Annotated in this window: 6 protein-coding genes and 2 pseudogenes; 3 read left to right on the top strand and 5 right to left on the bottom strand. The window is 62.5% G+C overall.

From position 1 onward, the window contains the following. Positions 1 to 14: 14 nt before the first annotated feature. A complete protein-coding gene (locus ACZ9A3_RS03980) occupies positions 15 to 9,356 on the bottom strand; it encodes a retention module-containing protein (protein ID WP_476252165.1) in 9,342 nt (3,113 codons plus the stop codon). Positions 9,357 to 9,876: 520 nt separating this feature from the next. Here ACZ9A3_RS03980 and ACZ9A3_RS03975 point away from each other — a divergent pair. From ACZ9A3_RS03975 to ACZ9A3_RS03965, 3 genes are read left to right on the top strand one after another with little or no spacing between them, the layout of a single operon-like run. After that, positions 9,877 to 11,250, top strand: a complete 1,374-nt coding sequence (locus tag ACZ9A3_RS03975) for a TolC family outer membrane protein (RefSeq protein ID WP_476252164.1) — start codon at positions 9,877 to 9,879, stop codon at positions 11,248 to 11,250. 40 nt (positions 11,251 to 11,290) lie between these two features. Further along, complete coding sequence (locus ACZ9A3_RS03970) at positions 11,291 to 13,438, top strand: type I secretion system permease/ATPase (protein ID WP_476253313.1); 2,148 nt, start codon at positions 11,291 to 11,293, stop codon at positions 13,436 to 13,438. 10 nt (positions 13,439 to 13,448) lie between these two features. Continuing rightward, positions 13,449 to 14,804 (top strand): HlyD family type I secretion periplasmic adaptor subunit, encoded by a 1,356-nt coding sequence (locus tag ACZ9A3_RS03965; protein WP_045193388.1) that lies wholly within the window; start codon positions 13,449 to 13,451, stop codon positions 14,802 to 14,804. A gap of 15 nt (positions 14,805 to 14,819) precedes the next feature. On the opposite strand, the gene ACZ9A3_RS03960 is transcribed toward ACZ9A3_RS03965, so the two are convergent. The 4 genes and pseudogenes from ACZ9A3_RS03960 to ACZ9A3_RS03945 form a co-directional block, all read right to left on the bottom strand. Further along, positions 14,820 to 15,419 (bottom strand): tRNA-uridine aminocarboxypropyltransferase, encoded by a 600-nt coding sequence (locus ACZ9A3_RS03960; RefSeq protein WP_476252163.1) that lies wholly within the window; start codon positions 15,417 to 15,419, stop codon positions 14,820 to 14,822. Positions 15,420 to 15,497: 78 nt separating this feature from the next. Then, positions 15,498 to 16,472 (bottom strand): annotated as a pseudogene (locus ACZ9A3_RS03955) (methyl-accepting chemotaxis protein); the annotation flags it as partial. Positions 16,473 to 16,751: 279 nt separating this feature from the next. Next, a pseudogene (locus tag ACZ9A3_RS03950) lies at positions 16,752 to 17,057 on the bottom strand (PAS domain-containing protein); the annotation flags it as partial. Between the two features lie 141 nt (positions 17,058 to 17,198). Further along, positions 17,199 to 18,092, bottom strand: a complete 894-nt coding sequence (locus tag ACZ9A3_RS03945; protein WP_045193391.1) for a LysR family transcriptional regulator — start codon at positions 18,090 to 18,092, stop codon at positions 17,199 to 17,201. Positions 18,093 to 18,197 lie beyond the last annotated feature (105 nt).

Genomic DNA, 18,197 nt, shown 5'->3' with positions numbered 1-18,197 from the left:
CTGCAGCAACAGGCCTATACGGTATCCACCTTCAACGAATGATCGTTGAGCATGCCGTTGATGATCGTCGCCGTGTCCTGCCCTGCCGCAATCACCCCGCCCGCACCTGCCGTCACACCATAGTGCTGGGCCAGGTTCACCCCTGCCAGGTCGATGGTCTGGGTCGGCGCCGCACCTGCCACCGAGCTGACCTCGATGGTCGACACCACGCTGGCGCCACTGCCGGTGACCTTGAAGTGCAGGTAGTCATCCAGCGACGCTGTCGTTGCATTCTCACCCTGCAACAGTTGCGACAGGTCCAGACGATCGGTGCCCGGGGTGAAGTCGGTGACCACGTCGTGCCCGGTGTTGCCCTGCTGGTACAGGAAGGTATCGCTACCCGTGCCGCCAGTCAGGGTGTTGTTGCCCGGGCCGCCGATCAGCACATCATCACCGCCACCGCCGATCAGGGTGTCGTTGCCCAGGCCGCCGTTGAGCACGTTGGCGTTGTCGTTACCGGTCAGGTTGTCGTTGTAGTCCGAGCCGATCAGGTTTTCGATCGCCACCAGGGTGTCGGTGCCGGCACCCCCGGTGTTCTGCGCTCCGACCGTGCTCAGATTGACCGTCACCGCGCTGCCGGCGCTGGCGTAGCTGGCGGTGTCAATACCCGCGCCACCGTCGAGCAGGTCGTTGCCGGCACCACCGATCAACAGGTCATTGCCATCACCGCCGTAGAGGAAGTCGTTGCCATCCCCGCCGATCAACACATCGTTGCCCGCACCTGCATTGAGGGTATCGTTGCCGGCGCCGGCCAGCAGGGTATCGTCACCGCTGGTACCGGTGAGGGTATTGCCCTCCTGATAAACGATGTCGACATTGCCGGTGCTGCTGCCACCATGCCCGTCGCTGACGGTATAGGTGCCGTAGGCGGTTTCGTTCTGGGCGTTGGAATAGTCGACAGTCATGGTCAGCGCGTAGTTTTCAGCCGCGTTGGTGTTGCTGCCTGACGAGTTGGTGAGGTTGACCAGGTGGATGCTGTAGACGCCGGCATGGCTGGCGGTGAAAGAGCCGCCGTCGGCGATGGTTTGATAGCTGCCGCTCTCGTCTTTCCATTCCATCAGGATGTTGCCCGCTGCCAGGTTGTGATCGAGGGTCAGCGTCTCGCCTTTTTTCAGGGTAACGGTCAACAGGTCCTCATCGTTGGCATTGGCCGTGGTTACAGCCCCCAGGTAGCCGCTGACAACCAGTGCCGCCGTCATGGCATCGGCCGGGCCTCTGAAGGCACTGCGCGGCAGGTCCCGCAGCTGGTTGGCGCCGGTGTTGTTGGTACCGTTGAAGACAACCGTCGGCGGTGTACCGCTGCCCACGGTAAAGCCTGCCCCTTTTGCCGCCCAGCCGGTATCGAAGGTGGTCGTCGAAGGCACGCTCAGGCGGTCATGGTTGGCATCGCTGTCATTGGCCAGCAAGGCTTCGGCGGGCACGGTGATGCTGCTCGACAGAATGTTGCTGATGACATGGTCGGCCCCGGCCACTGGCGCGGTATTGGCGTAGACATTGATCACCAGGTTGGCACTGGCGGTATCGCCATCGTTGTCACTGGCGACGAAGCCGATCTGCTCGACCTGGCCGCTGCCGGTGTCCTTGGGCGGCGTGTAGGTAAAGTCGCCGGTATCCATGTTGACCACGATGCTGCCGCCGATCGCCGTCTTCACGGTAATGCTGTTGGTGCCGGTATCGAAAGTACCCCGGTCCGCCGCACCGCTGGTGGCATAAGAGCCCGCACCGCCGTTGCCCTTCGGATCGTAGGTGTAGGTAGTGCCATCGATAACCAGCGACTTCATAAAGCCGCCATCAGCGCCGAACTGGCCGCCACTCATCAGACTGCCAGTGATCGGTGCGCCCTGGACGGTGCCAGACAGCACCGAGTTGAGCTGGTTGAGGTCGGTGACCACCGTGGCATTGGTGTCGGTATGGGTACTACCGTCGTAGGACAACGGGTTGAGGTTACCGGCATTGACGCCACTGCCCAGACCAATCGCGTAGGACTTGATCCCATTACTGTCGAGGAAACCCTCCCATTCAACTTCGCGCGGCGCGGTAATCGCGTGCCCAGACGTAGGTGCGCCGTCGGAGAAGAAGTACACGATATTTTGCGCACCGGTGATTTTACCTCCGGTGGTGTAGGCCGACTGCGCCGAGGTAATCGCTGAATCGTAATAGGTCGAACCACCCGCGCTGAGGCCGTTGACGATAGCCTTGGCCTGGTCGACGGTCACCCACACAGTTGAAGGCTGGTTGGCCCCGGTAGAGAAGGTCACCAGTTGGACCTTTACATCGCCCATTTCATCGTACTTGTCGAGCAAGGCATTGATCGCCTGCTTGGCCAGTTGCATACGCGTCAGCCCCGGCACGCCGGACGCCTCATTCATACTGCCGGACACATCGATCACCAGCAGCAGGTTGGAGTCCACCTGCCCCGGAGTCACCGAGCGTTCTGCCCCGACTGCATTCGGTACGTCGTCGACAATCTTCACATCGATCGTCGCGTTGGCGGAGCTGCCATCGGTGTCGGTGGCGACGACATTGATGCTCTCGTTGAGGTTGTTGATGCCATTGGCGTTCGGGTGGTTTTCGTTGTCGAGCAAGGTGTAGGTGTAACTGACTACGCCAGTGGCCGGGTTGTAACCGGTGATGGTGATCGAGTTACCCAGCGGCGTAGTCCCGCTCTGTGGGAAGCCGTTGACCACCCCGCCACTGACCACGCTGATGCCACCGACGGTCAGGCTTTGCAGCCCGTCAGGGGCCGTCACGGTGAAGGTGCCGCTCTGGGTCAGGGCCGGAGAGTCCGGGCTGGTGCCGTCGCTGAGGTTCTTCTCGTAGACGGTCAGCTCGCCACCGTTGACGTTCAGGCCGTCAATGGTGACCGGGTTGTCCAGGTTGCTGACATTGAGCTTGAGCGTCGCTGTGCTGGTGTCGCCATCGGCATCGCGCAAGGTGTAGGTGAAAGTATCGACACCTGTGCCACCGCCGTGCAGGTTGATGAAGTCCGTATCGTTGGGGTTCAGGGTGTAGGTGTAGGAACCGTCGGCGGCCAGCACCAGGGTGCCGTAGGTACCGACAAAGGTGCCAGCGGTGATCGGCCCGGTTACGCGGTCGGCGCCCTGTACGTCGTTGGTCAGCACATTGCCGGTGAGGGTCAGCTGTACCTCAGTGGCCGTAACTGCGTTGGTGTCGTTAACAGCGCTCGGCAGGTCATCGACGATATTGACGTCGATCGAACCGCTGGCGGTGCTGCCGTCGGTATCGGTGGCGGTTACCGTAAAGCTTTCGTTGAGACTATTGGCGCCATTGGCCGTCGGATGGTTCTCGTTATCGAGCAAGGTGTAGCTGTAGGTCACCACGCCGGTGGCCGGGTTGTAGCCGGTGATGGTCAGGGTGTTGCCCAGGGCGGTGGTTGCCGATTGCGGGAAGCCGCTGGCCACGCCGCCGCTGACCACGGTGATGCCACCGACGGTCAGAGTCTGCAGGCCGTCCGGGGCGGTGACGGTAAAGCTCGCGCTCTGGGTCAGGGCCGGAATATTCGGGTTGCTGCCGTCGCCAAGGTTCTTCTCGAAAACGGTCAGCTCGCCGCCGTTGACGTTCAGGCCGTTGAGGGTCACCGGGTCGTTGAGGTTGGTGATATTCAGCACCAGGTTGGCGGTGCTGATGTCGCCGTCGGCGTCCTTCAGGGTGTAAGTGAATGTCTCGGTGCCATTGCCGCCACCGTGCAGGTTTTTGAAGTCTGCGTCGGTAGGATCGAGGGTGTAGGTGTAGGAACCGTCAGCGGCCAGCACCAATGTGCCGTAGGTGCCGACGAAGGTGCCGGCAGTAATTGGCCCGGTGGGTACACGGTCCGCACCCTGCACGTCGTTGGTCAGCACGTTGCCGGTAAGGGTCAGCTGGTTCTCGGTGGCGGTGACGGCGTTGGTATCGCCTGCTGCGGTCGGTACGTCGTCGACGATGTTCACATCGATGGAGCCGCTGGCAGTGCTGCCATCGGTGTCCGTAGCCGTTACGGTAAAGCTTTCGTTGAGGCTGTTGGCACCATTGGCCGTCGGATGGTTCTCGTTATCGAGCAAGGTGTAGCTGTAGGTCACCACGCCGGTGGCCGGGTTGTAGCCGGTGATGGTCAGAGTGTTGCCCAGTGCAGTGGTTGCCGATTGCGGGAAGCCGCTGGCCACGCCGCCGCTGACCACGGTGATGCCACCGACGGTCAGAGTCTGCAGGCCGTCCGGGGCGGTGACGGTAAAGCTCGCGCTCTGGGTCAGGGCCGGAATATTCGGGTTGCTGCCGTCGCCAAGGTTCTTCTCGAAAACGGTCAGCTCGCCGCCGTTGACGTTCAGGCCGTTGAGGGTCACCGGGTCGTTGAGGTTGGTGATATTCAGCACCAGGTTGGCGGTGCTGATGTCGCCGTCGGCGTCCTTCAGGGTGTAAGTGAATGTCTCGGTGCCATTGCCGCCACCGTGCAGGTTTTTGAAGTCTGCGTCGGTAGGATCGAGGGTGTAGGTGTAGGAACCGTCAGCGGCCAGTACCAATGTGCCGTAGGTGCCGACGAAGGTGCCGGCGGTGATCGGCCCGGTTGGCACACGGTCCGCGCCCTGCACATCGTTGGTCAGCACGTTGCCGGTCAGGGTCAGCTGGTTCTCGGTGGCGGTGACGGCATTGGTATCGCCCGCCGCGGTCGGTACGTCGTCGACGATATTCACATCGATGGAACCGCTGGCGGTGCTGCCGTCGGTATCGGTGGCGGTTACCGTAAAGCTTTCGTTGAGACTATTGGCGCCATTGGCCGTCGGATGGTTCTCGTTATCGAGCAAGGTGTAGCTATAGGTCACCACGCCGGTCGAGGCGTCATAACCGGTGATGGTCAAGGTATTGCCCAGCGCCGTGGTGGCCGATTGCGGGAAGCCGCTGGCCACGCCGCCACTGACCACGGTAATGCCACCGACGGTCAGGGTTTGCACACCGTCCAGCGCGGTCACCGTGAAACTGCCGGTCTGGGTTAGGGCTGGCGTATCCGGGTTGCTGCCGTCGCCGAGGTTCTTCTCGAAAACCGTCAGCTCGCCGCCTTCAACGTTCAAGCCATTGAGGGTCACCGGATCGTTGAGGTTGGTGACGTTGAGCACCAGGTTGGCGGTGGACACATCGCCATCAGCATCGGTCAGGGTGTAGGTAAAGGTCTCGACCCCGTTACCGCCGCCATGCAGGTTGAAGAAGTCCGGATCGGCAGTGTTCAGCGTGTAGGTGTAGGAACCATCGGCTGCCAGCACCAAGGTGCCGTAGGTGCCGACGAAGGTGCCTGCAGTAATTGGCCCCGTGGGTACACGGTCCGCACCCTGCACGTCGTTGGTCAGCACATTACCGGTAAGGGTCAGCTGGTTCTCGGTAGCGGTAACGGCGTTGGTATCGCCTGCCGCGGTCGGCACGTCGTCGACGATATTCACATCGATGGACCCGCTGGCAGTGCTGCCGTCGGTGTCCGTCACACTGACCGTGAAGCTCTCGCCCAGGCTGTTGGTGCCGTTGGCGTTCGGGTGGGCCTCGTTGTCGAGCAGGGTGTAGCTGTAGGTCACCACGCCGGTCGAGGCGTCATAACCGGTGATGGTCAAGGTATTGCCCAGCGCCGTGGTGGCCGATTGCGGGAAGCCGCTGGCCACGCCGCCACTGACCACGGTAATGCCACCGACGGTCAGGGTTTGCACACCGTCCAGCGCGGTCACCGTGAAGCTGCCAGTTTGCGTCAGTGCTGGCGTATCCGGGTTGCTGCCGTCGCCGAGGTTCTTCTCGAAAACCGTCAGCTCGCCGCCTTCAACGTTCAAGCCGTTGAGGGTCACCGGATCGTTGAGGTTAGTGACATTGAGCACCAGGTTGGCGGTGGATACGTCACCATCAGCATCGGTCAGGGTGTAGGTAAAGGTCTCGACCCCGTTACCGCCGCCATGCAGGTTGAAGAAGTCCGGATCGGCAGTGTTCAGCGTGTAGGTGTAGGAACCGTCAGCGGCCAGCACCAATGTGCCGTAGGTGCCGACGAAGGTGCCTGCAGTAATTGGCCCCGTGGGTACACGGTCCGCACCCTGCACGTCGTTGGTCAGCACGTTGCCGGTCAGGGTCAGCTGGTTCTCGGTGGCGGTAGCGGCGTTGGTATCGCCTGCCGCGGTCGGTACGTCGTCGACGATGTTCACATCGATGGACCCGCTGGCAGTGCTGCCATCGGTGTCCGTAGCCGTTACGGTAAAGCTCTCGCCCAGGCTGTTGGTGCCGTTGGCGTTCGGGTGGGCTTCGTTGTCGAGCAAGGTGTAGCTGTAGGTCACCACGCCGGTCGAGGCGTCATAACCGGTGATGGTCAAGGTGTTGCCCAGGGCGGTGGTCGCAGATTGCGGGAAGCCGCTGGCCACGCCGCCGCTGACTACGGTGATACCACCGACGGTCAGGGTTTGCACACCGTCCAGCGCGGTCACCGTGAAGCTGCCAGTTTGCGTCAGTGCTGGCGTATCCGGGTTGCTGCCGTCGCCAAGGTTCTTCTCGAAAACCGTCAGCTCGCCGCCTTCAACGTTCAAGCCGTTGAGGGTCACCGGATCGTTGAGGTTGGTGACATTGAGCACCAGGTTGGCGTTGGATACGTCACCATCAGCATCGGTCAGGGTGTAGGTAAAGGTCTCGACCCCGTTACCGCCGCCATGCAGGTTGAAGAAGTCCGGATCGGCAGTGTTCAGCGTGTAGGTGTAGGAACCGTCAGCGGCCAGCACCAAGGTGCCGTAGGTGCCGACGAAGGTGCCTGCAGTAATTGGCCCCGTGGGTACACGGTCCGCACCCTGCACGTCGTTGGTCAGCACGTTGCCGGTCAGGGTCAGCTGGTTCTCGGTGGCGGTGACGGCGTTGGTATCGCCTGCCGCGGTCGGCACGTCGTCGACGATGTTCACATCGATCGACCCGCTGGCAGTGCTGCCGTCGGTGTCCGTCACGCTCACCGTGAAGCTCTCGCCCAGGCTGTTGGTGCCGTTGGCGTTCGGGTGGGCCTCGTTGTCGAGCAAGGTGTAGCTGTAGGTCACCACGCCGGTCGAGGCGTCATAACCGGTGATGGTCAAGGTGTTGCCCAGGGCGGTGGTCGCCGATTGCGGGAAGCCGCTGGCCACCCCGCCACTGACTACGGTGATGCCACCGACGGTCAGGGTTTGCACACCGTCCAGCGCGGTCACCGTGAAGCTGCCAGTTTGCGTCAGCGCTGGCGTATCCGGGTTGCTGCCGTCGCCAAGGTTCTTCTCGAAAACAGTCAGCTCGCCGCCTTCAACGTTCAAGCCATTGAGGGTCACCGGGTCGTTGAGGTTGGTGACGTTGAGCACCAGGTTGGCGGTGGACACATCGCCATCAGCATCGGTCAGGGTGTAAGTAAAGGTCTCGACCCCGTTACCGCCGCCATGCAGGTTGAAGAAGTCCGGATCGGCAGTGTTCAGCGTGTAGGTGTAGGAACCGTCGGCGGCCAGCACCAAGGTGCCGTAGGTGCCGACGAAGGTGCCGGCAGTAATTGGCCCGGTGGGTACACGGTCCGCACCCTGCACGTCGTTGGTCAGCACATTACCGGTAAGGGTCAGCTGGTTCTCGGTAGCGGTAACGGCGTTGGTATCTGCCGCCGCGTTCGGCACGTCGTCGACGATGGAAACATCGATACTCATGCTCGCGCTGCTGCCATCGGTATCGGTGGCAACCACGTTGAAACTCTCGCCCAGTGAGTTGCTGCCATTGCCGGCGGCATGCGCTTCGCTGCCATTGAGGGTGTAGCTGTAGGTGACCTCCCCGGTGGCCGGGTTAAAACCGTTGATGGTCAGGGTGTTGCCCAGGGCCGTGGTGAGTGATTGCGGGAAGCCATTGACCACCCCGGCACTGATCACATTGATACCGCCCACCGTCAGCGATTGCAGGCCGTCGGCGGCGGTCACGGTGAAGGTTCCACTCTGGGTCAGTGCCGCCGCATCAGGGCTGCTGCCAGCTGCCAGGTTCTTCTCGAACAGCACCAGCTCGCCGCCATTGATGCTCAGCCCGTTGAGTTCCACCGGGTCATTGAGGTTGCTGACGTTGAGCACCAGATTGGCGCTGGAAACATCACCGTCGGCATCGGTGAGGGTGTAGGTGAAGGTCTCGACGCCATTACCACCGCCATGCAGATTGATGAAATCCGGATCGGCAGTATTCAGCGTATAGGTGTAGGAACCGTCGGCGGCCAGCACCAAAGTGCCGTAGGTACCGACGAAGGTGCCGGCGGTAATCGGCCCGGTTGCTACCCGGTCTGCGCCTTGCACGTCATTGGTCAGCACGTTGCCGGTCAGGGTCAGCTGGTTCTCGGTGGCGGTGACGGCATTGCTATCGGCCACTGCCCGCGGTACGTCGTCAATCACCGTGACATCCAGCGAGCCAGTGGCTACGTCGCCGTCGGTATCACTGACCAGTACCGCGATGCTTTCACCAAGCCCGTTGGCACCCGCGCCACTGGGGTGGGTTTCGGCACCGTTGAGTGTGTAGCTGTAGCTGACCACGCCAGTGGCAGGGTCATAGCCGGTGATGGTCAGCAAATTGCCCAGGCCAGTGGTGATCGACTGGCCGATGCCGGTCACCGCACCGGCGGTGACCACATTGATGCCGCCGACGTTAAGGTTGAACACCCCATCGGGTGCCTGCACGGTAAAACTGCCCGCCTGGGTCAGGGCCGCCGGATTGCTGGCCGAGCCCTGGGGTAGATTGGCCTCGTTCAACGACAGCTCGCCACCCTCGACGGCAAGCCCTTCGAGGCTGACCGGGTTGTCGATCACCGGCACTGGCGGGGCTTCGTCATTGTTGTTGATCAGGCCGACGTCCAGCTGCGGCAACTCGGGAAAGCCGTTGAAGCCTGCAGTGGGAAAGCCGATCTGCGGATCAACGCGCCCGGCCACCTCGTTGAGGATCACGAAGGTATGCCCGCCGCCCAGTGCCCCCGTTGCACCGCCAGTGCTTGGCCCGGCTGCAGTGGGGTCGGCGTCCTGGCTCGGGTCGGCACCCGCAGCGATGGCTTGCTGGAGTTTCTCGACATCAGACAGTTGCGCCTGGCTGGGGGTCTGCGACTCCGGTGTATCAACATGCGGCGCGCGATCCGCCAACAGCTCGGGGGTCAGGGTCAGGTTGCTGTCACGGCCGAGGGTCAGTTCGGCACCGTTTTGCAGGTGGACGGCGACTGCGCCAGCAAGGCCTGTGTCCAGCTGCTCGCCGGCATATACCTTGTCGCCCTCGATCAGCGGCCGGCGGCTGCCATCGCTGCCTACAGCGAAGACTTCGCCCACCACCTTGCTGACGACACCGATTAACTTAGCCATGAGCGCACTCCTCCACTGCAAATCGGTTGATTGCAGCAACGTGCGCTGAACTATCGCGTGGCCAGCCCGGCGGAATTAACCCGGGCCAACGCTAAAACAGCCCTGGAGTGCGAGATGATTTCAATGAAATCAATGACTTCGCCTGCCAGAGCTGCGGTGAAAGTGATTGAGCGAAGTGGCCTAGTGACACCTGCCAAAAATTTGTCGCCAAACTTCGCCCCGCCTCCATCCCCTCCGCTACATCCATGCCCTCTGCTGCAAAAACACGGGAACTTTCTCTGACGCCCGAAAAAATGCACCCTAGCGCTGATTCCACGGGCTGCCTGATATGAACAATGTCTCGGATTTCTTAGACCGCATAAGTTTTTTTTCGCATAACTCTTATGAAAAAATCTTCTTAGCTTCGCGCGTAAATGTTCTTAGCTCTGTTGTTACAAGCCTGATACGGTTTGACCTCAGGTTTTCGTCACTTTTTTGACGAATCGCAGGACCATTATTAGAAATCAGGGAGAAGTAACCCATGCGCGTTTTGACCCCCATCACCAGCGCAATTCTGTTGGCCATGGCATGTGCCAATGCCCAGGCGATGTCACTTAATGAGGCTGTGCAAAGCGCCGTGGATTACCACCCGGAAATCGGCTCCAGCAAAAACAGCCGGCTGTCGGCCGATGAAGACGTGAAGTTCGCCCGAGGCGGTTACTTCCCCACCGTCGACCTGGTGGCCGGTTACGGTCGACAACGCTCCGACAACACCAATACCCGTGGCTTCAATGCCGACGGCACGCGTAATCATAATAAAGAGACACTGACCTACACCCAGTCCGACCTGCGCCTGCGGCAGATGCTCTTCGACGGCTTCAACACCGCCAACGAAGTCGGCCGTACCGAGGCAGTGGTGAACTCGCGGGCCTACTACACCCAGGCCACCGCCCAGTCCGTCGCCCTGAGTACCGTCGAGGTGTACCTTGAAGTGCTCAAACGCCGCGAGCTGGTAACCCTGGCCAAGAACAACCTGCAGGCGCACCTGCGGGTCAACGACCAGATCGGCCTGCGCAGTGAGCGCGGGGTCGGCAGCAATGCCGACCGCGACCAGTCCACCGCCCGTCGCGCCCTGGCCGAGAACAACCTGTACACCGCCGAGGTCGACCTGGCCGATGCCGAGGCCAGGTTCTATAGCGTCGTCGGTCGCCAGCCCGATGAGCTGGAAACCCCGGTGACCATCAAGGGTGAAGTGCCTGCTGACCTGGCTGCTGCACGCCAGGACATGCTCGAAAACAACCCTTACCTGAAATCCGCCCAGGCCGACGTCAATGCGGCCGAGCAGCAATACGAAGTGGCCAAGTCGCCGTTCTACCCGCGTATTGACGCAGTATTGGCAACCGGTGCCAACAACAACACTGCAGGTCAGGTCGGCCACGACAACAACGACTGGCAGGCCGGTGTCGAGCTCAGCTACAACCTGTTTCGCGGCGGCAGCGACAAGGCCCGCCTGCAGTCCGATGCGCACAAGATCAACCAGGCCATGGACATCCGCAACAACGCCCTGCGCCAGCTGACCGAAGACCTGTCGCTGTCGTGGAACGCCATGAACAACGCCCGCGTGCAACTGCCGGCGGCCCGCGAGTACGCCGAGACCACCACCCGTGTGCGCGCCGCTTATCAGGACCAGTTCGGCCTCGGCCAACGCACCCTGCTCGATTTGCTCGACAGTGAAAACGAGTTGTACAACGCCAACCGCCGCTACACCGAAGTGCGCTACACCGAAGAGTTCTCCATGTACCGGGTGCTGGCCAGCATGGGTGAACTGCTGAACAAGCAGCGCATCTCGCTGCCACCCGAGGCGATCGCCAAGAGCGAAGTGAAGAGCGAGGCGCGCCTGCCCGATATGCGCTAAACCCCTCCAACTGCGGCAGGAGTAGGCGACTGTGACCAGCATGCAACCTGCGAGCTCGGCAATAGATCCGCGCCAGAGTTTCGATGACCCGCTACTCGATGGCTTGCTGATCCTTTGCAAGCTGCATGGTTGCACTGTCAGTCGCGCCGGCCTGAGTGCCGGCCTGCCGCTGCCCGAGCAACGCCTGAGCCTTGAACTGCTGCCCCGGGCAGCGGCACGGGCCGGTTTGCAGGCGCGGATCCTGCGGCGTGAGCTGGGAGCGATCTCGGCGCTCAACCTGCCGGTGCTGTTGCTGCTCAAGGACGGCCGCTGCGCGGTGCTGCGGCGTTGGGGCGATGACGGCCGGGCGCTGATCCTGCCCTGTGAAGCCGAAGGCGGCGAGCAGTGGGTCAGCCGCGAAGAACTGCTGCAAGCCTACGCCGGCGAGGCGCTGTTCGCCCGCCCCCGCCATGAACTCGAAGACCTGCGTGCGCCGTTGATGCCACGGGTCAACGCCTGGTTTCGCGACACCCTCAAACTCTCACGCTGGCTCTACAGCGACGCCATTCTCGCCAGCCTGCTGATCAACCTGCTGGGGCTGATGGTGCCCCTGTTCGTCATGCAGACCTACGACCGCGTGGTGCCCAACCAGGCTACCTCGACGCTGTGGGTACTGAGCGCCGGCCTGCTGATCGGCACCCTGTTCGAATTGACCCTGCGCGTGGTCCGCGCCCACCTGCTCGACCAGGCCGGGAAAAAGACCGACCTGATTCTTTCCGCCACCCTGTTCGAACGCATCACCGGCATGTCGATGAAAGCCCGGCCGGCCACGGTTGGCGGCTTTGCCCAGAGCATTCATGACTTCCAGGGCCTGCGTGAATTCCTTACCGCAGTGACCCTGACCAGCATTATCGACCTGCCCTTCGTGGTGCTGATGCTGGCGGTGATCGGCCTGCTCGGTGGCTGGCTGGTGGTGATCCCGCTGATTGCCTTCCCGGTGACCATTTTCTTTGCCCTGTTCATCCAGGTGCGGCTGCGCGATACCGTGCAAAAAAGCCTGGCCCTGGGCGCGGTGCGCCAGGCGCTGCTGATCGAAACCCTCGGCGGCCTGGAAACCCTCAAGGCCTGCAGCGCCGAAAGCGAGCGCCAGTACCAGTGGGAAAGCACCCACGGCGCCCTCACCCGCCTCGACGCCCACGCCCGCAACCTGTCGGCACTGGCCACCAACGGCACGCTGTTCATCCAGCAGTTCTGCGGCATGGCCACCATCGTTGCCGGGGTCTACAGCATCATTGCCGGCAACCTCAGTGTCGGCGCCCTGGTTGCCAGCTACATGCTCGGCAGCCGGGTGCTGGCACCGCTCGGGCAAATCGCCGGGCTGATCACCCGCTACCAGCAGGCACAGCTGACCATGCGCAGCACCGACGCGCTGATGGCCCTGCCGCAGGAGCGCCAGGCCGGCCAGCAACCGCTGGAGCGCACCCAGTTGCACGGCGGCCTCGACGTCAGCCATGTGAGCTTTCGCTACCACGGCCAGAACGCTGCCGCCCTCAATGACGTCAGCTTCAGCGTCAAGCCGGGCGAACGCATCGGCATCATCGGCCGCAGCGGCTCGGGCAAGAGCACCCTGGCGCGCCTGTTGATGGGTTTCTATGCCCCGGACGAAGGGCAGATCCTGCTCGACAACCTCGACCTGCGCCAACTGGACATCGCCGACCTGCGCCACCAACTGGGCTACGTCGCCCATGACCTGCCGCTGCTGGCCGGCAGCCTGCGCGACAACCTGACCCTCGGCGCGCGCTATGTGAGTGACGCGCGCATGCTTGAAGTGGCCGAGCTGACCGGCGTCAGCGAGCTGGCCCGCCAGCACCCGCAAGGCTTCGACCGCCCGGTCGGCGAGCGCGGCCAGTTGCTCTCTGGCGGCCAGCGCCAGGCCGTGCTGCTGGCCAGGGCGATGTTGCTCGAACCGCCGATCATGATCCTCGACGAACCCACCAGCCACATGGACAACAGCAGCGAAGACCAGCTGCGCCAGCGCCTGCATGGCTGGGTGCAGGGCAAAACCCTGCTGCTGGTCACCCACCGCACCTCGATGCTCAGCCTGGTCGACCGGCTGCTGGTACTGGACAACGGCAAGATCGTTGCCGACGGGCCGAAGGAAGCGGTCATCGATGCACTGCGCAAAGGCCGCGTTGGCGCGGCACTCTAGGGGGTCATTCATGTCCGTAAGCCAAGGCCTGCGCAGCTACTTCCAGAGTTTCGGCAAAACCGCCGAACGCGAGTTCATGCCCGATGTGGCCGGCGCCACCCTGCAGGACTCGCCGCGTCTCTCGCGGATCACCGTGTGGCTGGCCGCGGGGCTGTTGCTGGTGGCGCTGCTGTGGGCCAAGTTCGCCGTGCTCGATGAAGTGACCATGGGCGAAGGCAAGGCCATTCCGTCGAGCAAGGTCCAGGTGATCCAGAACCTTGAAGGCGGCATCGTCACCGAGATCTTCGTCCGTGAAGGGCAGATGGTGAACAAGGGCGATACCCTGCTGCGCCTGGACGACACGCGTTTTCTCTCCAACAAGGGCGAGAGCGAAGCCGACCGCTTTGCCCTCACCGCCCAGGTCGAGCGCCTTGCCGCCGAAGCCGAAGGCCGGCCGTTCCAGCTCTCCGAAGAAGTACGCAGCAAGGCGCCGCAGGTGGCTGAAGACGAACTCTCGCTGTACCAGTCGCGCCAGCGTCGGCTGAGCAGCGAAAAGCAGACCCTCAACGAGCAACTGCGGCAAAAAACCCAGGAACTGGCCGAGTTTCGCTCCAAGGTCGAGCAGTACCGCTCGGCCCTGGCGCTGTTGCAGCAGGAACTGAACATGTCGACGCCGCTGGTTGGCACCGGGGCGATCTCACCGGTGGAAATCCTGCGCCTCAAGCGCAGCGCCGTTGAAGCCCGCGGCTCGCTCAACGCCACCAGCCTGGCAATCCCGCGCGCCGAAGCGGCGGTGGCCGAGATCAAGAGCAAGATCGAAGAGTCCGAAGCCGGGTTTCGCTCAGAGGCGGCCAAGGAACTCAACGAAAAACGCACCGACCTGTCGAAGATCACCGCCTCAAGCATTGCCATCGATGACCGGGTAACCCGCACCACCGTGGTTTCGCCGGTGCACGGGATCATCAAGCTGCTCAAGGTCAACACCATCGGCGGCGTGGTCCAGCCCGGCAGTGACCTGCTGGAGATCGTGCCGCTGGAAGACAACCTGCTGATCGAGGCCAAGGTGCGCCCGCAAGATGTCGCCTTCCTGCACCCCGGGCAGTCGGCGATGGTCAAGTTCAGCGCCTACGACTACACCATCTACGGCGGCCTGAAGGCCAAGCTCGAACTGATCAGCGCCGACACCGTCACCGACGACAAGGGCAACGCCTTTTACCTGATCCAGGTGCGCACCGACAAGAACCACCTGGGTGGTGATAACAAACCGCTTTTGATCATCCCCGGCATGACTGCCACGGTGGATATCATCACCGGCCACAAGAGCGTGCTCGATTACCTGCTCAAGCCGGTGCTCAAGGCACGTACCGAAGCCATGCGCGAACGCTGAGGCGCTCGCAGTGGCTCAACGCAGATGATTGCGCTCGTAGGTCTCGCGCCCCATCGCCGCAATCTGCCCCTCGATCAGCGCCTCGAACGGTTTTAACAGCGCGTCAAAATTAACCGGCGCCTCCAGCACGTTGAGCGCCTGCACCAGTGCCTCCAGAGTCGATACTGCCCCCGCCTGCGGCGCTTTGCGCAGGCGATAGCGCGAAGGCAGGACCTGGGCCAGGGTCACTCGCGGCAACGTGCCGAGCAACGGGTTCACATGCAGCAACTTGCTCGCCTTGCGCCAGGTGCCATCAGGCACCACCAGTTGCCACGGTCGCTTATCCTCTTCGTCGGCATAGGCCACCAGCGGCTGCGCCGCATCGCCCGGAAACAGCAGGGCACTGCGGTACCCCGGTGCTTGCAGCAGCTCAGGCAGATTCTCAAACACTTCGCCCACGTGCAATTGCGCATTGCGCAAGCCAAGCGCCGCCAGCTTGGCGGTATTGAGCGCATGGCGCACTTCACTGGGATGCTGCAGCAATAGCACGCGGGTACGGCTGTCGAGGGAAGGGATTAGCGGACAAAGGCAATGGGCTTGTGGGCGCAGGCAGCGCTCGCAGTGGATTCTGGACATCGGGTTCTCCTGAGCGGGCAAAGTGTGCCACAGCAGCCCCGAAAAAAGCCCACTTCCCTGTGGGAGAGACGAAAAGCTTCAGCGGTTGAAACGTTCGGCCAGGCTGTACAGGTAATCGGCCATGCGTTCGAGGTCCTGGCTGATCTCGGCGCCCTGCTTGGCCTGCCCGGCGCTGTGATCGCAGAGCTGGGCAATGCGGGTGATCTGCTGGTTGATGTCCTCGGCGACATGACTCTGCTGTTCCGAGGCCGTGGCCATCTGCTGGCTCATGCCGGTGATGCGGCTGACCGCCTGGGTGATGCCCACCAGCGCCGACTGCACCGCCTCGACGCTGTGCACGCTGTCGCGGGAGATCTGCTCGCCCTTGCTGGCACTGGACACCGCCCGCTCGGCGCCGGCGCGCAACGAGGCGATAATCTGGTGGATCTCCTCGGTCGAGGTACGGGTACGCTGGGCCAGCGAGCGCACCTCGTCGGCGACCACGGCAAAGCCCCGGCCCTGCTCGCCGGCCCGCGCCGCCTCGATCGCCGCGTTGAGCGCCAGCAGGTTGGTCTGCTCGGCAATCGAGGTGATGACATCGACCACGCTGCCGATCGACTGGGTCTGATCGGCCAGGGCATTGACCGCCTGGCCGATGTCGCTGACCGCCTCGGCCATGCTGCCCATGGCGCGCAGGCTTTGCTGCGCCAGGTCACTGCCCTGCTGGGCCAGGTGATCGGCATCGGAGGCGGCCGTAGCGGTGTTCTGCACGTTGTGCGTCACTTCCTGGATGGTCGCTGCCATTTGCGCAATCGCCGTGGCCGACTGATCGGTTTCGCTGCGTTGCTTGTCGAGCATCTGCGCCTGGGCCCCGGACAGGTCGGAGGATTGCGCGGCGCGCGTCTTGACCCCGACACCGGCATCCACCAGGCGCGTCAGGGCCGTTTGCAAGCGGGCTTCTTCACTGATGATCGCCAGGTCCAGCTGGCCCTGCAGGCCGCTGTTGTCGCTGTAGGTCAGGGCCACCAGAGGGCTGGTGAAGGCTTTCGGGTGTTCGCCCAGGGTGCGGCGGATCACCCGGTTCTGCCGCGCCTCGATCAGGTACCAGGCGCTGAGCAGGCTGGCCATCAGCACACCCAGGGCGGCGTACTGGGGCAGCCACAAATAGCTGATCACAGACAAAATACCAGCGCCGACCAAGGGCCAGCCGTGTTCCACTGTCGCGCCCAGTCGAGCCGCCAGCGGCACCGGGCTGCGCCCCTGGCGCAACCGTGCATACAACGCCGTGGCCCGGCGGATCTGCTCGCGGGTCGGTACCGAGCGCACCGACTCGTAGCCGCTGATCCGGCCGTTTTCGTAAATCGCCGTAACGTAAGCGCTGACCCAGTAGAAGTCGCCGTTTTTGGCGCGGTTCTTCACCACGCCCATCCAGGGTTTGCCCTGTTTGATGGTTTCCCACATATGCCCGAACACCGCGGGGGGCATGTCCGGATGACGCACCAGGTTGTGCGGCTGATCGAGCAATTCCTCGTAGGTAAAACCGCTGATGGCGACAAAGGCGTCGTTGCAATAGGTGATGTGGCTATTGAGGTCGGTAGTGGAAATCAGCCGCTGTTCGCTCGGAAAGGTTCTTTCATGCTCAGTGACGGGCAAATTCATGCGCATCTGGGCGATCCCTGCAAAGGAGAGATGGGAAATTTCATCAAGCCAATACAGGTTTAGCAGAGCAATTACGGGGTTGCGGCCGATATTTTCAGGAATTTTTGCAGCCAAGACTAAATTTTTCAGGGGCCGTTTCGTTCAGGCTGGAGTGAGTTGCGCCTTGAGCAGATCGCGAAAGGTCTGGATCAAGGGTTCGCGGCTGCGGCCACGGCGAATGATCATGGAGAACGGTGCCTGATAGCCGAAGGTCGCCGGCGATAGCACCCGCAAATCGCCCTTGTCAGCCCAGGCCTGGGCATAGTGTTCCGGCAGGTAGCCGATATAGGCGCCGGACAACACCAGGATCAGTTGCGCCTCCATGCTCTCCACCGTTGCCGCGCTGTGCTTGAAGCCGTGGCGGGCAAGTTCAGCCTGGCTCCAGTAGCCGCGACCGACCATGCGCTGCTGGGTAATCACCTGCTCGGGAATGCGCCGCTCGTTGAACAGCGGGTGGCGGTTGCTGCAATACAGCCAATGTTGCTCGCGGTACAACGGCTGATACACCAGCCCGCTCATGCGCGTGGAAAAGGCGCCGATGGCCAGGTCCAGGCGGTTGTCCTGCACCCCCAGTTGCAGCTCGTAGGGGCTCGACACCGACAGGTGCAAGTGCACCGCGGGGTGCTCCTGGCTGTAGGCACCGATAGCTTCAGCCAAAGGCAAGGCCCGATCACCGACGGTGGAGTCGATCACCCCAAGGTTGAGGGTACCGCGCAATTCCCCCTTGAGCGCCGCCGCGTATTGCTCGAAACCGTCCATTTCTGCCAGCAGGCGCAAGGTCTCCTGGTGGAACAGTTCACCCTTGCTGGTCAGGCTGAAACCGCCACGGCCGCGATGGCAAAGGACGATGCCAAGGGCCGCCTCGAGCTGGCTCATGTAGGTACTGATGGCCGAGGTCGACAGGTTCAGCTCGCGCTGGGCGTTGGCAAACCCCTGGTGGCGCACGATGCTGACGAAGATGCGCAGGAGTTTCAGGTCGGGCAAGGCAGAGGCCATGTGATCGCGGTCCGCAGGGCTACAGATGGCCGGATTCTAACCGCAATACCGGCATTAGTTCAGAAAAACCTGAACTAAGTATTTGCCTGTAGCGATTCTTTTCAT

It is taken from the genome of Pseudomonas sp. TE4620 (assembly GCF_056279045.1).
The sequence above is the reverse complement of the archived record's forward strand: the minus strand, read 5'-3'. Positions and strand labels throughout refer to the sequence as shown.

Excerpts from the sequence above, each read along its gene's own strand:
- ACZ9A3_RS03945 (WP_045193391.1), bottom strand. The coding sequence starts at position 18,092 with ATGGCCTCTGCCTTGCCCGACCTGAAACTCCTGCGCATCTTCGTCAGC.
- ACZ9A3_RS03965 (WP_045193388.1), top strand. The coding sequence starts at position 13,449 with ATGTCCGTAAGCCAAGGCCTGCGCAGCTACTTCCAGAGTTTCGGCAAA.
- ACZ9A3_RS03975 (WP_476252164.1), top strand. The coding sequence starts at position 9,877 with ATGCGCGTTTTGACCCCCATCACCAGCGCAATTCTGTTGGCCATGGCA.
- ACZ9A3_RS03980 (WP_476252165.1), bottom strand. The coding sequence starts at position 9,356 with ATGGCTAAGTTAATCGGTGTCGTCAGCAAGGTGGTGGGCGAAGTCTTC.
- ACZ9A3_RS03960 (WP_476252163.1), bottom strand. The coding sequence starts at position 15,419 with ATGTCCAGAATCCACTGCGAGCGCTGCCTGCGCCCACAAGCCCATTGC.
- ACZ9A3_RS03970 (WP_476253313.1), top strand. The coding sequence starts at position 11,291 with ATGCAACCTGCGAGCTCGGCAATAGATCCGCGCCAGAGTTTCGATGAC.